16 protein-coding genes are annotated in these 15,347 nt (G+C 53.4%); 1 reads left to right on the forward strand and 15 read right to left on the reverse strand.

The window, feature by feature from the left end; translation table 11 throughout:
• Positions 1-9 precede the first annotated feature (9 nt).
• The 4 genes from thiK to hinT are packed head-to-tail and all read right to left on the reverse strand — an operon-like array spanning position 10 to position 2,203.
• The gene (gene thiK / locus ACH0VJ_RS03690) at positions 10-834 is read right to left on the reverse strand and encodes a thiamine kinase (protein WP_001257316.1); all 825 of its coding nucleotides are present in this window, start codon (positions 832-834) and stop codon (positions 10-12) included.
• The gene (gene lpoB, locus ACH0VJ_RS03695) at positions 815-1,453 is read right to left on the reverse strand and encodes a penicillin-binding protein activator LpoB (RefSeq protein ID WP_000164363.1); all 639 of its coding nucleotides are present in this window, start codon (positions 1,451-1,453) and stop codon (positions 815-817) included. Before lpoB ends, thiK begins: the two co-directional genes overlap by 20 nt.
• Before the next feature lie 13 nt (positions 1,454-1,466).
• Positions 1,467-1,841 (reverse strand): YcfL family protein, encoded by a 375-nt coding sequence (locus ACH0VJ_RS03700; protein WP_000589563.1) that lies wholly within the window; start codon positions 1,839-1,841, stop codon positions 1,467-1,469.
• 2 nt (positions 1,842-1,843) lie between these two features.
• Positions 1,844-2,203 (reverse strand): purine nucleoside phosphoramidase, encoded by a 360-nt coding sequence (gene hinT / locus ACH0VJ_RS03705; protein WP_001532068.1) that lies wholly within the window; start codon positions 2,201-2,203, stop codon positions 1,844-1,846.
• A gap of 341 nt (positions 2,204-2,544) precedes the next feature.
• Between hinT and fhuE the strand changes: the two genes are divergently transcribed.
• Positions 2,545-4,719 carry a ferric-rhodotorulic acid/ferric-coprogen receptor FhuE gene (gene fhuE / locus ACH0VJ_RS03710; protein ID WP_000008412.1) on the forward strand — a complete coding sequence of 725 codons (2,175 nt, stop codon included), beginning with the start codon at positions 2,545-2,547 and terminating at the stop codon, positions 4,717-4,719.
• Positions 4,720-4,803: 84 nt separating this feature from the next.
• Here fhuE and ptsG read toward each other — a convergent pair whose 3' ends face one another.
• The 11 genes from ptsG to fabH all read right to left on the reverse strand — a co-directional run bounded on the left by ptsG (position 4,804) and on the right by fabH (position 15,294).
• On the reverse strand, positions 4,804-6,237 hold the full coding sequence (ptsG, locus tag ACH0VJ_RS03715) for a PTS glucose transporter subunit IIBC (protein WP_000475705.1): 1,434 nt from the start codon (positions 6,235-6,237) through the stop codon (positions 4,804-4,806).
• A gap of 294 nt (positions 6,238-6,531) precedes the next feature.
• A complete protein-coding gene (locus ACH0VJ_RS03720; protein ID WP_000480277.1) occupies positions 6,532-7,329 on the reverse strand; it encodes a metal-dependent hydrolase in 798 nt (265 codons plus the stop codon).
• Between the two features lie 10 nt (positions 7,330-7,339).
• The gene (gene holB, locus ACH0VJ_RS03725; RefSeq protein ID WP_000872450.1) at positions 7,340-8,344 is read right to left on the reverse strand and encodes a DNA polymerase III subunit delta'; all 1,005 of its coding nucleotides are present in this window, start codon (positions 8,342-8,344) and stop codon (positions 7,340-7,342) included.
• Positions 8,341-8,982, reverse strand: a complete 642-nt coding sequence (tmk, locus tag ACH0VJ_RS03730; protein WP_000535396.1) for a dTMP kinase — start codon at positions 8,980-8,982, stop codon at positions 8,341-8,343. Before tmk ends, holB begins: the two co-directional genes overlap by 4 nt.
• Positions 8,972-9,994 carry a cell division protein YceG gene (yceG, locus tag ACH0VJ_RS03735; RefSeq protein ID WP_000736460.1) on the reverse strand — a complete coding sequence of 341 codons (1,023 nt, stop codon included), beginning with the start codon at positions 9,992-9,994 and terminating at the stop codon, positions 8,972-8,974. Before yceG ends, tmk begins: the two co-directional genes overlap by 11 nt.
• Before the next feature lie 2 nt (positions 9,995-9,996).
• Positions 9,997-10,806 carry an aminodeoxychorismate lyase gene (gene pabC / locus ACH0VJ_RS03740; RefSeq protein ID WP_000478653.1) on the reverse strand — a complete coding sequence of 270 codons (810 nt, stop codon included), beginning with the start codon at positions 10,804-10,806 and terminating at the stop codon, positions 9,997-9,999.
• Positions 10,807-10,929: 123 nt separating this feature from the next.
• The gene (gene fabF, locus ACH0VJ_RS03745) at positions 10,930-12,171 is read right to left on the reverse strand and encodes a beta-ketoacyl-ACP synthase II (protein ID WP_000044664.1); all 1,242 of its coding nucleotides are present in this window, start codon (positions 12,169-12,171) and stop codon (positions 10,930-10,932) included.
• An 85-nt stretch (positions 12,172-12,256) separates the two neighbouring features.
• The gene (gene acpP / locus ACH0VJ_RS03750) at positions 12,257-12,493 is read right to left on the reverse strand and encodes an acyl carrier protein (RefSeq protein ID WP_000103754.1); all 237 of its coding nucleotides are present in this window, start codon (positions 12,491-12,493) and stop codon (positions 12,257-12,259) included.
• Positions 12,494-12,648: 155 nt separating this feature from the next.
• Positions 12,649-13,383, reverse strand: a complete 735-nt coding sequence (gene fabG / locus ACH0VJ_RS03755; RefSeq protein WP_000007236.1) for a 3-oxoacyl-ACP reductase FabG — start codon at positions 13,381-13,383, stop codon at positions 12,649-12,651.
• Positions 13,384-13,395: 12 nt separating this feature from the next.
• Complete coding sequence (fabD, locus tag ACH0VJ_RS03760; RefSeq protein WP_000191343.1) at positions 13,396-14,325, reverse strand: ACP S-malonyltransferase; 930 nt, start codon at positions 14,323-14,325, stop codon at positions 13,396-13,398.
• A gap of 15 nt (positions 14,326-14,340) precedes the next feature.
• The gene (gene fabH, locus ACH0VJ_RS03765) at positions 14,341-15,294 is read right to left on the reverse strand and encodes a beta-ketoacyl-ACP synthase III (RefSeq protein WP_000288148.1); all 954 of its coding nucleotides are present in this window, start codon (positions 15,292-15,294) and stop codon (positions 14,341-14,343) included.
• Positions 15,295-15,347: the final 53 nt, after the last annotated feature.

Below are 15,347 nucleotides of genomic sequence, written 5' to 3' on the forward strand. Positions count from 1 at the left end.
CTGCTCTCCTTATCCTTTCATACGTAGCTGACGCCAGGTTTCATCGGCCAGCCTGATAAATTGTTGCTCGCCGGTTTGTCGCCAGCGGTATTCGAACCACCCTGCTTTTAGCATAATGACCCAGGGGTGCCATAATCGTATCTGTCGCCATAGCTGCCGGGCGTCGATTCGCGCGCACGCGGCATAAGCGTTTGCCAGTTGTCGGTGCTGGCGTTCATCCTCAACCCATACTGCCGCCAGCTCCAACGCAATATCGCCGTCACCGGCATACTCCCAGTCAATCAGTCTCAACCCGGCGGACGTTAATACTATATTGTCGCCATGGACATCCATATGCAAAGGCGCGAGCCGCAGCGGGCGAGGTTCACCGTTTTTTTGCAACTGTTTGAGCCGCCGCAACCAAAACGGCGTACGCCTTGCCGGATCGCAACACGACCAGTACTGCGCCAATAGTGGCGATAGCGCGATACGCCAGCCAAAACGCGGCTGTTGATGCAAATGATACAGTAAGGCCGCCAGTTCGTCGGCATCTGGCAGAGCGGAATTTACCACACCATGCAGATATTCTACCGCCATCCAGCCTGGCGTATAAAAAAGCGCTCGCGGCGCAAGACTGGCCGGCAATTGGGATAAGGCGCGGTAATGACGTAAAAAATGGGCTGGTGGAGCGTCGGGGTCGTGATGACGGCGCAGCACGACACGGTGAGTATCGTGGGCAATAATACAGCTCCCGCCGCTTAGCCCCTGCGATGCGGCGACGGCGGGACGATACTGGGGAAAATAGCGCGACAGGATCTCGTCGCGCATTAAGGGATTATTGTTGTTGGACCGCACCTTTACCTGACCAGATTATCTCGCCAGTTTGCACCAGCATTAACTGCATCTGTAATGCAGGCGCGTTAACGTTACCGGATGCGCTGGAGTAAAGTACATATTGCGCCCCGACATTGCGCGCAATGCCAATAGCTTTACTGCGCGTTCCCAGACTATCCTGCGGAGACAACCCTAACTGCTGTTTTGCCATCGCGAGTTGCTGTACGGAGACCAGCGTAAATTTACCGTTGTTCGCCAGCGCATTACGTAACGTTTCCGTTGCCTCGTTCGCATTTAACGACCCATTCGTCCGGTTATTCACGCTGTCAACAAGCAATACGCTTCCGGCCGTCACGCCATCAGCCTGCAACATTTTGCTGACCAGCGGTTGCATCGCGCCGTTCCAGTCATAGTGGCGCACCTTAGGCGCTGGCTGGCCCGTTTGATCTTCATGTTCGATCGGCCCCGGTTGCTGTGGAATGGTTGGCACAGACGGCACAACAGGAGGTTGCGGTGACTGCGCGGGTTGTTCTGGCGCTGGTTTTACCTCTTCAACTGGCGCAGGTTGACGTTGCGCCATACACCCGGAGAGAAATATCGCCAGCGCAGCAATGGCGGCGTAGCGATGCATTTTTGTCATCAAAATTCACTCCTCACAAATAAAGATAAAGCCTGACCTTATGCGCCCCCAGATAATTGGCGCTGCCAAATAGCGTTACCGACGAACGCGCGGGTATGGTTACGCTACGCGGCGCCTCCAGCGGATGCATCTCCAGCCCCCGCGCGTCATACCAGTAAAACCGATAATGAACGGTTATGGGCTCTTGCCTTTCGTTATAGACGCGGGAAGAGGCTGATGGCTGGATATCAGACGCCGTCAGTTCAGGCGGCTCTGCGGTGACGCCCGCCGCCAGAACCGTGGACTCCATCACCAGCGACTGCGCGTCGCTTACCGGAATTTCAGGGTGTGACCGGCAGCCGGTAAGCAGCAGCAAGCCCAGAGAAACCGCGATGCATCCTTTGATCATACTTACAAGCCTTTATGCGCCAGCATCGGGCCTAGCGGGCGGCCGCCCAGTAGGTGCATATGGATATGATAAACCTCCTGGCCCCCATGACGGTTGGTATTCATGATTAAACGATACCCATCTTCGGCAATGCCTTCCTGTTCGGCGATTTTCGCCGCCACGGTGATCATCCGACCTAACGCCTGTTCATGTTCCGCCGTCACGTCATTGACGGTTGGGATCAGGATATTGGGAATAATCAAGATATGCGTCGGCGCCTGCGGTGAAATATCACGAAAGGCGGTGACCAGCTCATCCTGATAAACGATATCCGAAGGGATTTCACGACGAATAATTTTGCTGAATATAGTTTCTTCTGCCACGACGTTTTCCTTTTTCATAATAGCCCTTGCAGCGCACATGCTACGCCGAGCCATACTGCGAGTATAGAGTATGAGCGAGTTACCGACGCTCTTTCAACTTTAACCCACGATTTATTAAGCGAAAAATGACTACATGCTGGACTTACCGCCATATCCCCCTGCCATGACGCCTTTGTACGCTTAAAAAATATTTCTAGTTTCCCTGGTTATACCGTTTTACACATTTAATACAAATGCGTATATTTCTCATTTGCATTTTTATGCGCATTAACTAGCAAAGAATGAAAAGGTTCAACGTCATACGTCCTGGACTTACCCCAATAACAAGCAAGGATTTTCAGATGTCTTTCATTCAATACCGCCGGGACAAACACCTTCCGTCCACCGCCGCACCGTCGCTGTTAGCTATGGGTATGGCGATGGCATTTATGCCTGCCGCCTTCGCGGCTGAGGATACCGTTATTGTCGAAGGCGAGACGACCGCTGACGCCGTAAACCGTGAAGAACAGGATTACAGCGTGAAAACGACCGCAGCGGGCACCAAAATGCCGATGACTCAGCGCGATATCCCGCAGTCGGTCAGTATTGTCAGCCAGCAGCGTATGGAAGACCAGCAGTTGCAAACCCTGGGCGAGGTGATGACCAATACGCTGGGGATCAGCGGAAGCCAGGCTGACTCCGATCGCATCAGCTATTACTCGCGCGGGTTTGAAATTGACAACTATATGGTTGACGGTATTCCAACGTATTTTGAGTCCCGCTGGAATCTGGGCGATGCGCTAACGGATACCGCGCTGTATGAGCGCGTGGAGGTGGTTCGCGGCGCGAATGGGCTGATGACCGGAACCGGCAATCCTTCTGCCTCAATTAATATGATCCGTAAACACGCCACCAGTCGGGAGTTCAAAGGTAACGTCTCCACAGAATACGGTAGCTGGAATAAGCAGCGTTACGTCATGGATCTGCAAAGTCCGCTCACCGCAGACGGTAATGTCCGTGGGCGCATCGTGGCGGGTTATCAGAATAATGATTCCTGGCTGGACCGCTATAACAGTGAGAAAGCGTTCTTTTCCGGAATTATCGATGCCGATCTGGGGGCAACTACCAGCCTTTCAGCCGGTTATGAATATCAAAAAATTGATGTCAACAGCCCGACCTGGGGCGGTCTGCCGCGCTGGAACACCGATGGCAGCAAAAATAGCTATGACCGCGCGCGTAGTACCGCCCCGGACTGGGCTTATAACAATAAAGAGATAAATAAATTCTTCGTCACGCTTAAGCAGCGTTTTGCCGAAAGCTGGCAGGCGACCCTGAATGCGACCCATACTGAGGTCAAATTCGACAGTAAAATGATGTATATCGATGCGTTAGTCGATAAAGAGACAGGTACGCTGGTGAGTCCTTATGGCGCAAGCTACCCCGTGGTCGGCGGTACGGGCTGGAACAGCGGCAAGCGCAAAGTAGATGCCATAGATCTCTTTGCCGATGGCGCTTATGAGCTGTTTGGCCGCCAGCACAATATGATGTTTGGCGGCAGTTATAGTAAGCAGAATAACCGCTATTTTAGCGCCTGGGCGAACGTCTTTCCGGACGACATTGGCAACTTCAGCGCCTTTAACGGTAATTTCCCCCAAACCCACTGGGCGCCACAAAATCTGGCGCAGGACGATACCACGCATATGAAATCGCTGTATGCCGCTACGCGCATTTCGCTGGCCGACCCGCTGCATCTGATTCTTGGCGCTCGTTATACCAACTGGCGTGTTGATACACTGACCTACAGCATGGAGAAAAACCATACCACGCCGTATGCCGGGCTGATTTATGATATCAACGACAACTGGTCCGCTTATGCCAGTTATACCTCTATCTTTCAGCCGCAGAATAAACGCGACAAAGCGGGTCAATATCTGGCTCCGATTACCGGTAATAACTATGAAGCGGGCCTGAAGTCCGACTGGATGAACAGTCGCCTCACCACCACGTTGTCCGTGTTCCGCATTGAGCAGGATAACGTCGCTCAGGCAACCACTATTCCCATCCCTGGCAGTAATGGGGAGTTTGCCTGGAAGTCTACTGACGGAACGGTGAGCAAAGGCGTCGAATTTGAAGTAAACGGCGCAATTACCGATAACTGGCAGATGACTTTCGGGGCTACCCGGTATGTTGCCGAGGACAATGAAGGTAACGCCGTGAACCCTAATCTCCCGCGCACCAGCGTGAAGTTATTCACCCGCTATCGTCTGCCGGCGATACCGGAGCTGACGGTCGGCGGCGGCGTGAACTGGCAGAATCGGGTTTACAAAGATACCACGACGCCGTACGGCACCTTCCGCGCCGAACAGGGCAGCTATGCGCTGGTCGATCTGTTTACCCGCTATCAGGTGACGAAAAATTTCTCCGTACAGGGAAACATCAACAACCTGTTTGATAAAACCTACGACACCAATATTGATGGTTCCATTGTTTACGGCGCGCCGCGTAACGTCAGCCTCACCGCCAACTATCAGTTCTGACAGACTGTCGGAGAGCGTCATGTAAAGCGCCATTAAAAAAGGCAGCCGAATGGCTGCCTTAATTCTCCCCAACATCATTACTGCTTAGCTGTTACGGATGTACTCATCCATTTCCGTTTTCAGGTTATCGGATTTCGTACCGAAAATAGCCTGAACGCCGGAACCCGCGACGACAACGCCTGCCGCGCCCAGTTTCTTCAGGCCAGCCTGATCCACTTTCGCTACATCGGCTACGCTCACGCGCAGACGCGTGATACAGGCATCCAGGTTAGTGATGTTCTCTTTACCGCCAAACGCCGCAACCAAAGCCGGCGCCATTTCGCTGGTCGCGCCCGCTTTTGCGTCATCAGTAGTGTCTTCACGACCCGGCGTTTTCAGATCCAGCGCTTTGATCAACACGCGGAACACGGTGTAGTACACAATCGCATAACCGGCACCAACAATCGGGAACAGCCACAATTTGCTGCTGTTACCGGACAGCACGATAAAGTCAATCAGACCGTGGGAGAATGACGTACCGTCACGCATCCCCAGCAGGATACAGATCGGGAATGCCAGACCTGCCAGAATCGCGTGAATAATGTACAGGATCGGCGCCACGAACATGAAGGAGAATTCGATAGGCTCGGTAATACCCGTCAAAAACGAGGTCAGCGCGGCGGAAATCATGATACCGCCCACTTTTGCGCGGTTTTCTGGTTTAGCAGAGTGCCAGATAGCAATGGCCGCAGCCGGCAGACCGTACATTTTGAACAGGAAGCCGCCAGACAACATACCCGCCGTCGGGTCGCCCGCCATATAGCGCGGAATGTCGCCGTGGAATACCTGACCCGCTGCGTTGGTGTATTCGCCGATCTGCATCTGGAAAGGAACGTTCCAGATATGATGCAGACCAAACGGCACCAGGCAACGCTCGATAAAACCGTAAATACCAAACGCGACAACCGGATTCTGATAAGCCGCCCACTGCGAGAACGCCTGGATAGCCGTACCGATTGGCGGCCATACGAAAGACAGCACCACACCGGTAAAAATAGCGGCCAGACCCGAAATGATCGGCACGAAGCGTTTGCCCGCAAAGAAGCCCAGATACTCAGGCAGTTTGATACGGTAGAAGCGGTTAAACATATACGCTGCGATCGCACCGGAGATAATCCCCCCGAGAACACCCGTATCAGCAAGGTGTTTAGCGGCGATCTCTTCAGCAGGTAAATGCAGAACCAGCGGCGCAACCACAGCCATGGTTTTCACCATGATGCCATACGCTACTACCGCCGCCAGAGCCGAAACGCCGTCGTTGTTGGTGAAGCCCAACGCCACGCCGATAGCGAAAATCAGCGGCATATTGGCAAAAACAGATCCGCCCGCTTCTGCCATAACGTGCGATACAACGGCTGGCAGCCAGCTGAAGTTAGCGGAACCGACACCCAGCAGGATACCTGCGATAGGGAGTACGGATACCGGCAGCATCAGCGATTTACCGACCTTTTGCAGGTTAGCAAATGCATTCTTAAACATAATTGAGAGTGCTCCTGAGTATTTGTGCTTTTCTACGTTCTCACGCATTGGCGAGGGGGGAGAACCCCGCCGTGGACAGGACATCTAAGTGCCCTTTTATTTATTACACAGAGTAAAATAAATACGTCTGATTTTGTTTGACGGCTATCACGTTTCAGCGCCAGATAGCCTAAAAAGTATCACATTCTGCCAAAATGAGTTTCCGAATGTTTCCATAAGCTCGCTCACCGCCCCTTTTGTGGCGGTGAACTTTACGCGTTTTGTTTATTAATTACGAGCTTTAAAAAAACTCGTTTAACGGATTGATGACAGGCGAGACGCGTCAATATGGAACAGGCGAGCAAAGTTATCGGTGGTGATCTGCGCCAGTTCTTCAACGGCAACCCCTTTCAATACCGCCATATATTCTGCGACGTCGCGTACCATCGCAGGCTGGTTCTCTTTACCGCGATGCGGCACCGGTGCCAGATAAGGAGAATCGGTCTCGACTAATAATCGATCCAGCGGCACATAGCGCGCCGCATCACGCAACTGTTCAGCGTTACGGAACGTTACGATGCCGGAAAAAGAGATATAAAACCCCAGATCCAGCAATTTGCCGGCCGTTTCTCTGTCTTCTGTAAAACAGTGTAGTACGCCGCCGCAATCCGTCACTTTTTCTTCGCGCAGGATAGCCAGCGTATCGGCACGCGCGTCGCGAGTATGGACAATCACCGGTTTATGCAATTCGCGGCCAATCTGAATATGATGAATAAAAGACGCCTGCTGGCGGATTTTGGTCTCAGGCGTGTAAAAGTAATCAAGCCCGGTCTCGCCCATCGCCACCACATCGTCTTCTGCAGCAAGGAGGCGCAGTTCTTCTACGTCATATGCTTCATCCTGATTTAACGGATGCACGCCGCAGGAAAAGACCACATTATCGCGCTTGCCCACCAGCTTGCGCATATGGCGATACCCCGGCAGCGTCGTCGCCACCGCTAAACAGAACTTCACATCGCGCGCGGCGGCTTTCGCCAGCACATCGTCCACGTCCTTATGCAAAGATTGATAATCCAGACCATCAAGATGGCAGTGTGAGTCGACTAAAAACATAATGTCTCTCTCAAAGATGAGGAACAGGCAACAAGGTGCCTGGTTGCAGGTAATGCTCGATGCGGAGAATGAGATCGGTTAATACCAGTTCGCGATTTAATCCGGTCACATGAAGTAATTGATCACGACAATGGCAAACATCGTTCAGGATTGCCTGAATACGCGCCGGGGATAGCGGCCCCGCCAGCGCGGCAACAACCGCGTCCGCATCAACGTTTGTCAGGTACGACGCGCCGTGCTGACGTTTCAGCGCGTCTACCAGCAGCGTCGCCAGCCAGTGCAGGCGCGCCGGGGCTTGCTCATGATTGAGCGCCGTTAATAACGCATACCAGTCGCCCGTATGCAAACTGTCCATTAACGCCTGACACAGCGCCTCACGCTGCGCCCAGCGTTCAGACTGCAACAGCGCCAGCGCGGCGCCGGGCGACCCCGCATTCAGGCGTAGCGCCGTGAGCAATGCTTCTTGTGACGCCGTCACTTCTCGCGACAGCCATGACATCGCATACGATTCGGACGGCGGCGCCAGATGATGCAGCCGGCAGCGGCTGCGTAATGTCGCCAACAGACGAGCAGGCTCCGGGCTGGCAAGGAAAAACCAGGTTTGCTCCGGCGGCTCTTCCAGCGTTTTGAGCAACGCATTGGCGGCGGCGTCGGTTAATAGCGCCGCATCCGCAATCCACACCACCTTCGCGCCGCCCAGACGGGAGTGCTCGTACAATTTCTCGCTGACCTCGCGTACCGCATCTACGCCGAGGCTGCTTTTGCCTTTATCCGGCGTCAGCGTGTAATAGTCCGGATGCGTGCCAGCCTGCATAAGCTGACAGCCACGGCAATGCCCACAGCTTTTGTGGCCCTCAGGCTGCTGGCATAACAGATAACGGCTCAGCGCATAGCACAGCGCCTCGTCGCCCATGCCAGGTAAGGCCTGAATCAGTAGCGCATGGTGCCCACGTCCCGCCTGGTAACTTTCTACCAGTTTTTCATAGGCGGGCCGTAACCATGGATACCATTTCATGCCGCTTGCTCCTGCACCCACTTCGTCACCGTGGCGCGAATGTCGCGCATGACGGCATCCAGCGGCTGGGTCGCGTCAATGGTGCGGATACGCGAGTCTTGCGCCGCCAGTTCCAGATAGCGCGCGCGAGTCCGGTTAAAGAAATCAAAAGATTCCTGCTCAATGCGATCCAAATCGCCGCGCGCTCTGGCGCGTTTTAGCCCGACTTCCGGCGTGACATCCAGATACAGCGTCAGATCAGGGCGAAAATCGCCCAGCACGGCATCGCGTAGTGTCGCCAGCATGGTTTGATCAATGCCGCGCCCTCCCCCCTGATACGCCTGGGTCGAGAGATCGTGGCGATCGCCGATCACCCATATGCCTTGCGCCAGCGCGGGTTTGATTACCGTTTCGACGAGCTGTACGCGAGCGGCATAAAACATCAGCACTTCCGCTTTATCGGTAATCACTTCGTCGCCTACCGATCGAATATCCAGCACCAGACTTCTTAGTTTTTCGGCAAGCTGCGTACCGCCCGGCTCACGGGTAAAAATCATATTACGAATACCCAGTTGCTCAAGGGTCTCCACCACCACGTCGCGCGCAGTGGTTTTTCCGGCGCCTTCCAGGCCCTCGATGACGATATAATTACTGCCCATTTTTTTCCTTAAGCACTTTCAGGTACTCCTGCACTGACCGATTATGGCTGGCAAGATTGGTGTTAAATGTGTGACCGCCTTTACCGTCGGCCACAAAATAGAGATACGGCGTTTTCACCGGATGCGCCGCCGCCTGCAATGACGCTTCGCTGGGCGATGCAATCGGTCCTGGCGGCAGCCCGGTTATGGTATACGTGTTATAAGCCGTCGGCTTTTCCAGATCCGCACGCGACAAGTTACCATTATAACTCGTCCCCATTCCGTAAATCACGGTGGGATCGGTCTGAAGGCGCATACCGATTCTCAGGCGATTAATAAAGACTGAGGCCACCTGATCGCGTTCGCTGGCGACAGCCGTTTCTTTTTCAATAATCGAGGCCATTGTCACCAGTTGGTTCTGATCTTTATAAGGCAGCCCCTCGGCCCGGCCTTTCCAGACAGTATCGACAGCTTTCACCATCTTTTGGTGCGCTCGCTTGAGAATAGCGACATCGCTGGTGTTGGCGGTATACATCCAGGTATCGGGCCAGAACCACCCTTCTACCCATTCCGGATGCGCAAGCTTTAATGCCTGAGCGACAGTGGCGTAGTCATCATCCGGCAATGTATGGCGAATATACGGCGCCTCTCGTAGCTGTTTTAGGTAGTCGCTAAGGCGCATCCCTTCCACAAACCGCAACGGGAATTGCGCTTCTTTGCCGCTCTCCAGCAACTCAAGCATCTCCCGTACGGTCATCCCCGGCGTAAAACGGTAAGTTCCCGCTTTAAAGTGCGATAACTCAGGCTCCACGCGCAGCAGCCACTGAAATACCCGGGGGCGATTAATGATTTTTTCATCATAAAGCTGGTCGCCAAGCGCCAGCCGCCCCGTTCCCGCCTTGAGCGTAAAGATAGTCTCGTTTTTAATAAGTAACGTGCTGTTCGCCAGATGGCGAACTTTCCACATCCCCACGCCCGCGGCAATACCCAGCACAACCAACAGCAGAAGGAAAACGCCTGACAATTTTTTCATAACTAATTCGGATGCTCACAAAATGGGGCTAAAAATTGAAACAGTGTTCGCGAAGAATACGACGTCCCGTGATAGGCGCGTATGGGAATAATCGGCATTAGCGCGTTGCAGATGATAATCTCATCCGCCTGCCTGACTGCCTCCTCTCTCGCCTGTACTTCAAGAACCTGGAAAGGAGATTGCGCCAGTTGGCGTAAACAAAATTGTCGCATAATGCCGTTCACCCCGGCCTGATCCAGACGCGGCGTAAAAACAATGTCGCCTGTACGCCAGAACAAATTAGCCGCACAGCATTCCGTAACCCATCCCTCGCTGTCAAGAACCAGCGCCTCATCGGCGTCCGTCTGCTCAAGATGAGAGCGAATCAACACCTGTTCGAGGCGGTTCAGATGTTTTAATCCGGCAAGATAAGGATTGCGCCCAAGCGGTATGGGACTAAGGGTAAGAGTGATGCCTTGCTTACGCCACTGAGAATAATAAGCGGGATAAGCAGAAACGGAGAGGATTCGGGTAGCTGCCTGACAATTCATGGCGCTGTATCCCCGGCCACCGCTACCACGGCTAATGATCACTTTCAACACGCCTGAATCATGCCCTGTGGCCAACATTGTCATCTCTTGCCGAAGGGTCGCCCAATGGCTAAAAGCGATCCGTAATTTTTCACAGGCAACCTGCAAGCGCTGAAGATGCGCTTCCAGATGGCAAATGTTGCCATCAACAATACGTGCGGTCGTAAAACTGCCATCGCCGAACTGCGTCGCCCGGTCGCTTACAGCAAGTTGATCCTGCGCATGGCCATTAATTAAAAACATAGTGGCTCCTTATCCGTCGCCTGCTAGTGTGGCAGGATGAATAACGCAGAACAAGAGGTGATATGCCTGATAAAAAAGGCCCGACAAGCGGACCTTTTTATTAATGTCTGTCTCTGGCTTAACTTAGATCTTTTTAAAAATCAAGGAACCGTTAGTTCCGCCAAAGCCAAAGGAGTTACACAGAGCGTACTCCAGATCGCTGACCTGGCGCGCTTCATGCGGCACGAAGTCCAGATCGCAACCTTCATCCGGGTTATCCAGATTAATGGTTGGCGGAATGGCCTGATCGCGTAACGCCAGAATAGAGAAAATAGACTCTACTGCGCCTGCGGCGCCCAACAGATGGCCGGTCATCGATTTGGTCGAGCTCACCATCACTCGGCTTGCGGCATCGCCAAAGACTGACTTAACCGCCTGCGTCTCAGCTTTGTCGCCGGCAGGCGTCGACGTGCCGTGCGCGTTGACGTAGCCAATCTGAGCAGGCTCAATCGCGGCATCACGCAACGCGTTAACCATCGCCAGCGCAGCGCCTGCGCCATTTTCCGGCGGCGACGTCATATGGTAAGCATCGCTGCTCATACCAAAGCCGACGATTTCAGCATAGATTTTCGCACCACGCGCTTTCGCATGTTCGTACTCTTCAAGCACCAACATACCGGCACCGTCGCCCAGTACAAAACCATCGCGTTCTTTATCCCACGGACGGCTCGCCGCCTGTGGGTTATCGTTGCGGGTCGACAGCGCGCGCGCTGCGCCAAAACCGCCTACACCCAGCGGCGTACTGGCTTTTTCTGCGCCACCTGCCACCATCGCGTCCGCATCGCCATAGGCGATGATACGCGCGGCATGGCCGATGTTATGCACGCCTGAAGTACAGGCAGTCGCAATAGAGATGCTTGGCCCACGCAGGCCATACATGATAGTCAGATGGCCTGCTACCATGTTAACAATCGTCGACGGGACAAAGAACGGGCTAATCTTACGCGGTCCGCCTTTTACCAGCGAACTGTGGTTTTCTTCGATCAGACCGAGACCACCGATACCGGAGCCGATAGCGGCGCCAATACGGCTTGCGTTCTCTTCCGTCACTTCAAGGCCAGAATCCTGCATGGCCTGTACGCCAGCGACAATTCCATATTGAATGAAGGCATCCATCTTGCGCTGTTCTTTGCGCGAGATAATGTCATCACAGTTAAAATCCTTTACTAAGCCAGCAAATTTCGTTGCATAGGCGCTAGTATCGAAATGGTCGATCAGGCTGATGCCACTCTGACCGGCAAGGAGAGCTTTCCAGGTAGACTCTACGGTATTGCCGACAGGAGACAACATGCCCAGTCCGGTCACAACTACACGACGCTTAGACACGGTTGTCCTCCAGGGAGGGAAAATGATTCTAGTGGGACAAAAAGATAAAACTCAGGCGGTCGAACGACCGCCTGGAGATGTTCACTTACGCCTGGTGGCCGTTGATGTAATCAATGGCAGCCTGAACGGTGGTGATTTTCTCAGCTTCTTCGTCCGGAATCTCAGTATCAAACTCTTCTTCCAGAGCCATTACCAGCTCAACGGTGTCAAGAGAATCTGCGCCCAGGTCTTCAACGAAAGAAGCATTGTTGGTTACTTCTTCCTGCTTAACGCCCAGCTGTTCGCCGATAATTTTCTTAACGCGTTCTTCGATAGTGCTCATACTCTTAAATTTCCTATCAAAACTCGCTTTCGCGATGGTTTTCGTAGTGTATAAAATGTTGAAAAATTTGCAACTAAATCCCGGCAGGTCTTACCACGATTTTACGTTATTTTGCGGCCTTTCGCCCTAATAACGCAAATATTTTTCAATCGTGATTAAACCATGTACATTCCGCCGTTGACGTGCAGAGTCTCACCAGTGATGTAACTCGCTTCGTCAGAGGCTAAAAATGCAACCGCACTGGCGATTTCCTGAGCGCCGCCGAGGCGACCCGCAGGCACCTGCGCCAGGATACCCGCACGCTGATCGTCAGACAGCGCACGCGTCATGTCCGTTTCAATAAAACCCGGAGCCACAACATTGACAGTAATACCACGGGACGCAACTTCACGCGCCAGTGATTTACTGAAACCGATCAGGCCCGCTTTCGCCGCAGCGTAGTTTGCCTGACCTGCATTTCCCATGGTACCAACCACAGAACCAATAGTGATAATGCGACCACAACGCTTTTTCATCATAGCGCGCATTACCGCTTTTGACAGGCGGAAAACGGATGATAAGTTGGTTTCGATAATATCGTTCCACTCATCATCTTTCATTCGCATCAACAGATTATCACGAGTGATACCGGCATTATTAACCAGGATATCCACTTCACCAAATTCTGCGCGAATATTTTCCAGAACAGATTCAATAGATGCAGGATCGGTCACATTCAACATCAAACCTTTCCCGTTAGCACCTAAATAGTCGCTAATGTTCTTCGCACCATTTTCACTGGTCGCAGTCCCGATAACTTTCGCGCCGCGGGCAACGAGAGTCTCTGCAATTGCGCGGCCTATGCCACGGCTTGCACCAGTCACCAGCGCAATCTTTCCTTCAAAGCTCATGGTTTTCCTCTTTTATTGCGTAAGTGCCGCAGACAGCGCCGCCGGCTCGTTCAGCGCCGACGCTGTCAGGGTGTCGACAATACGTTTCGTCAGACCAGTGAGGACTTTACCTGGACCCACTTCATAAAGATGTTCAACGCCCTGCGCCGCGATAAATTCCACGCTCTTCGTCCACTGTACCGGATTGTACAACTGGCGAACCAGCGCATCGCGGATAGCGGCGGCATCGGTTTCACATTTCACGTCAACGTTGTTTACTACCGGCACCGTTGGCGCGCTAAAGGTAATTTTGGCTAATTCAACCGCCAGCTTATCTGCCGCTGGTTTCATCAGCGCGCAGTGCGACGGTACGCTCACCGGCAGCGGCAGCGCGCGTTTCGCGCCAGCGGCTTTACAGGCTGCGCCCGCGCGTTCTACCGCCTCTTTATGCCCGGCGATAACCACCTGTCCAGGCGAGTTAAAGTTAACCGGCGAAACAACCTGCCCTTCGGCAGATTCTTCACAGGCTTTAGCAATAGAGGCATCATCCAGCCCGATGATCGCAGACATGCCGCCAGTGCCTTCCGGAACCGCTTCCTGCATGAATTTACCACGCATTTCCACCAGACGAACGGCATCAGCAAAGTTGATGACGCCAGCGCAAACCAGCGCGGAATATTCGCCCAGGCTGTGACCTGCCATTAACGCAGGCATTTTACCGCCCTGCTGCTGCCAAACGCGCCAAAGCGCGACGGAAGCGGTTAATAACGCCGGCTGCGTCTGCCAGGTTTTATTCAGTTCTTCCGCTGGACCTTGCTGGGTGAGCGCCCACAGATCATATCCCAGAGCCGCAGAAGCTTCAGCAAACGTTTCTTCTACGATAGGGTAATTTGCCGCCATTTCGGCCAACATCCCAACGCTCTGAGAACCCTGACCGGGGAACACAAATGCAAATTGCGTCATGTTTAAATCCTTATACTAGAAACGAATCAGCGCGGAGCCCCAGGTGAATCCACCCCCGAAGGCTTCAAGCAATACCAGCTGACCGGCTTTAATTCGCCCGTCACGCACGGCTTCATCCAGCGCGCACGGCACAGAAGCCGCGGAGGTATTGCCGTGCCTGTCCAGCGTGACGACGACATTGTCCATCGACATGCCGAGTTTTTTCGCTGTCGCGCTAATGATACGCAGGTTAGCCTGATGCGGCACCAGCCAATCGAGTTCTGAGCGATCCAGGTTATTAGCCGCCAGCGTCTCATCGACAATATGCGCCAGTTCAGTGACCGCCACTTTAAAGACTTCATTGCCCGCCATTGTCAGGTAAATCGGGTTATCCGGATTTACGCGATCGGCATTCGGCAGGGTCAGTAATTCACCGTAACGGCCATCGGCATGAAGATGAGTGGAGATAATACCCGGTTCTTCAGAAGCGCTCAGTACGGCCGCGCCTGCGCCATCGCCGAAAATAATGATCGTACCGCGATCGCCAGGATCGCAAGTGCGGGCTAATACATCGGAACCGACCACCAGCGCGTGTTTAACCGCGCCGGATTTAACGTACTGGTCGGCGATGCTTAACGCGTAGGTGAAACCTGCGCACGCTGCCGCGACATCAAACGCCGGGCAACCTTTAATACCGAGCATACTTTGAATCTGACATGCCGCGCTTGGAAATGCATGCGTTGCTGATGTGGTAGCCACCACAATCAAGCCAATTTGGTCTTTATCGATCCCCGCCATCTCAATCGCGCGATTCGCAGCGGTAAAGCCCATCGTCGCGACAGTTTCATTCGGCGCGGCGATATGGCGTTCACGAATACCTGTACGAGTGACAATCCACTCGTCAGAGGTCTCAACCATTTTTTCCAGATCGGCGTTAGTCCGCACTTGTTCGGGCAGATAGCTGCCAGTACCAATAATCTTCGTATACATGTACGCTCAGTCACTTTTCGGTTATATACCGTTACCTGTAAACGTCTGGCACG

Source organism: Salmonella sp. 2020_1459, from assembly GCF_043847915.1.
Lineage (GTDB): Bacteria > Pseudomonadota > Gammaproteobacteria > Enterobacterales > Enterobacteriaceae > Salmonella > Salmonella enterica.

Coding starts and splice junctions, on each gene's coding strand:
- lpoB (WP_000164363.1), bottom strand. CDS start 1,453: ATGACAAAAATGCATCGCTACGCCGCCATTGCTGCGCTGGCGATATTT.
- ACH0VJ_RS03700 (WP_000589563.1), bottom strand. CDS start 1,841: ATGATCAAAGGATGCATCGCGGTTTCTCTGGGCTTGCTGCTGCTTACC.
- fhuE (WP_000008412.1), top strand. CDS start 2,545: ATGTCTTTCATTCAATACCGCCGGGACAAACACCTTCCGTCCACCGCC.
- ptsG (WP_000475705.1), bottom strand. CDS start 6,237: ATGTTTAAGAATGCATTTGCTAACCTGCAAAAGGTCGGTAAATCGCTG.
- ACH0VJ_RS03720 (WP_000480277.1), bottom strand. CDS start 7,329: ATGTTTTTAGTCGACTCACACTGCCATCTTGATGGTCTGGATTATCAA.
- holB (WP_000872450.1), bottom strand. CDS start 8,344: ATGAAATGGTATCCATGGTTACGGCCCGCCTATGAAAAACTGGTAGAA.
- tmk (WP_000535396.1), bottom strand. CDS start 8,982: ATGGGCAGTAATTATATCGTCATCGAGGGCCTGGAAGGCGCCGGAAAA.
- yceG (WP_000736460.1), bottom strand. CDS start 9,994: ATGAAAAAATTGTCAGGCGTTTTCCTTCTGCTGTTGGTTGTGCTGGGT.
- pabC (WP_000478653.1), bottom strand. CDS start 10,806: ATGTTTTTAATTAATGGCCATGCGCAGGATCAACTTGCTGTAAGCGAC.
- acpP (WP_000103754.1), bottom strand. CDS start 12,493: ATGAGCACTATCGAAGAACGCGTTAAGAAAATTATCGGCGAACAGCTG.
- fabG (WP_000007236.1), bottom strand. CDS start 13,383: ATGAGCTTTGAAGGAAAGATTGCGCTGGTGACTGGTGCAAGCCGTGGC.
- fabD (WP_000191343.1), bottom strand. CDS start 14,325: ATGACGCAATTTGCATTTGTGTTCCCCGGTCAGGGTTCTCAGAGCGTT.
- fabH (WP_000288148.1), bottom strand. CDS start 15,294: ATGTATACGAAGATTATTGGTACTGGCAGCTATCTGCCCGAACAAGTG.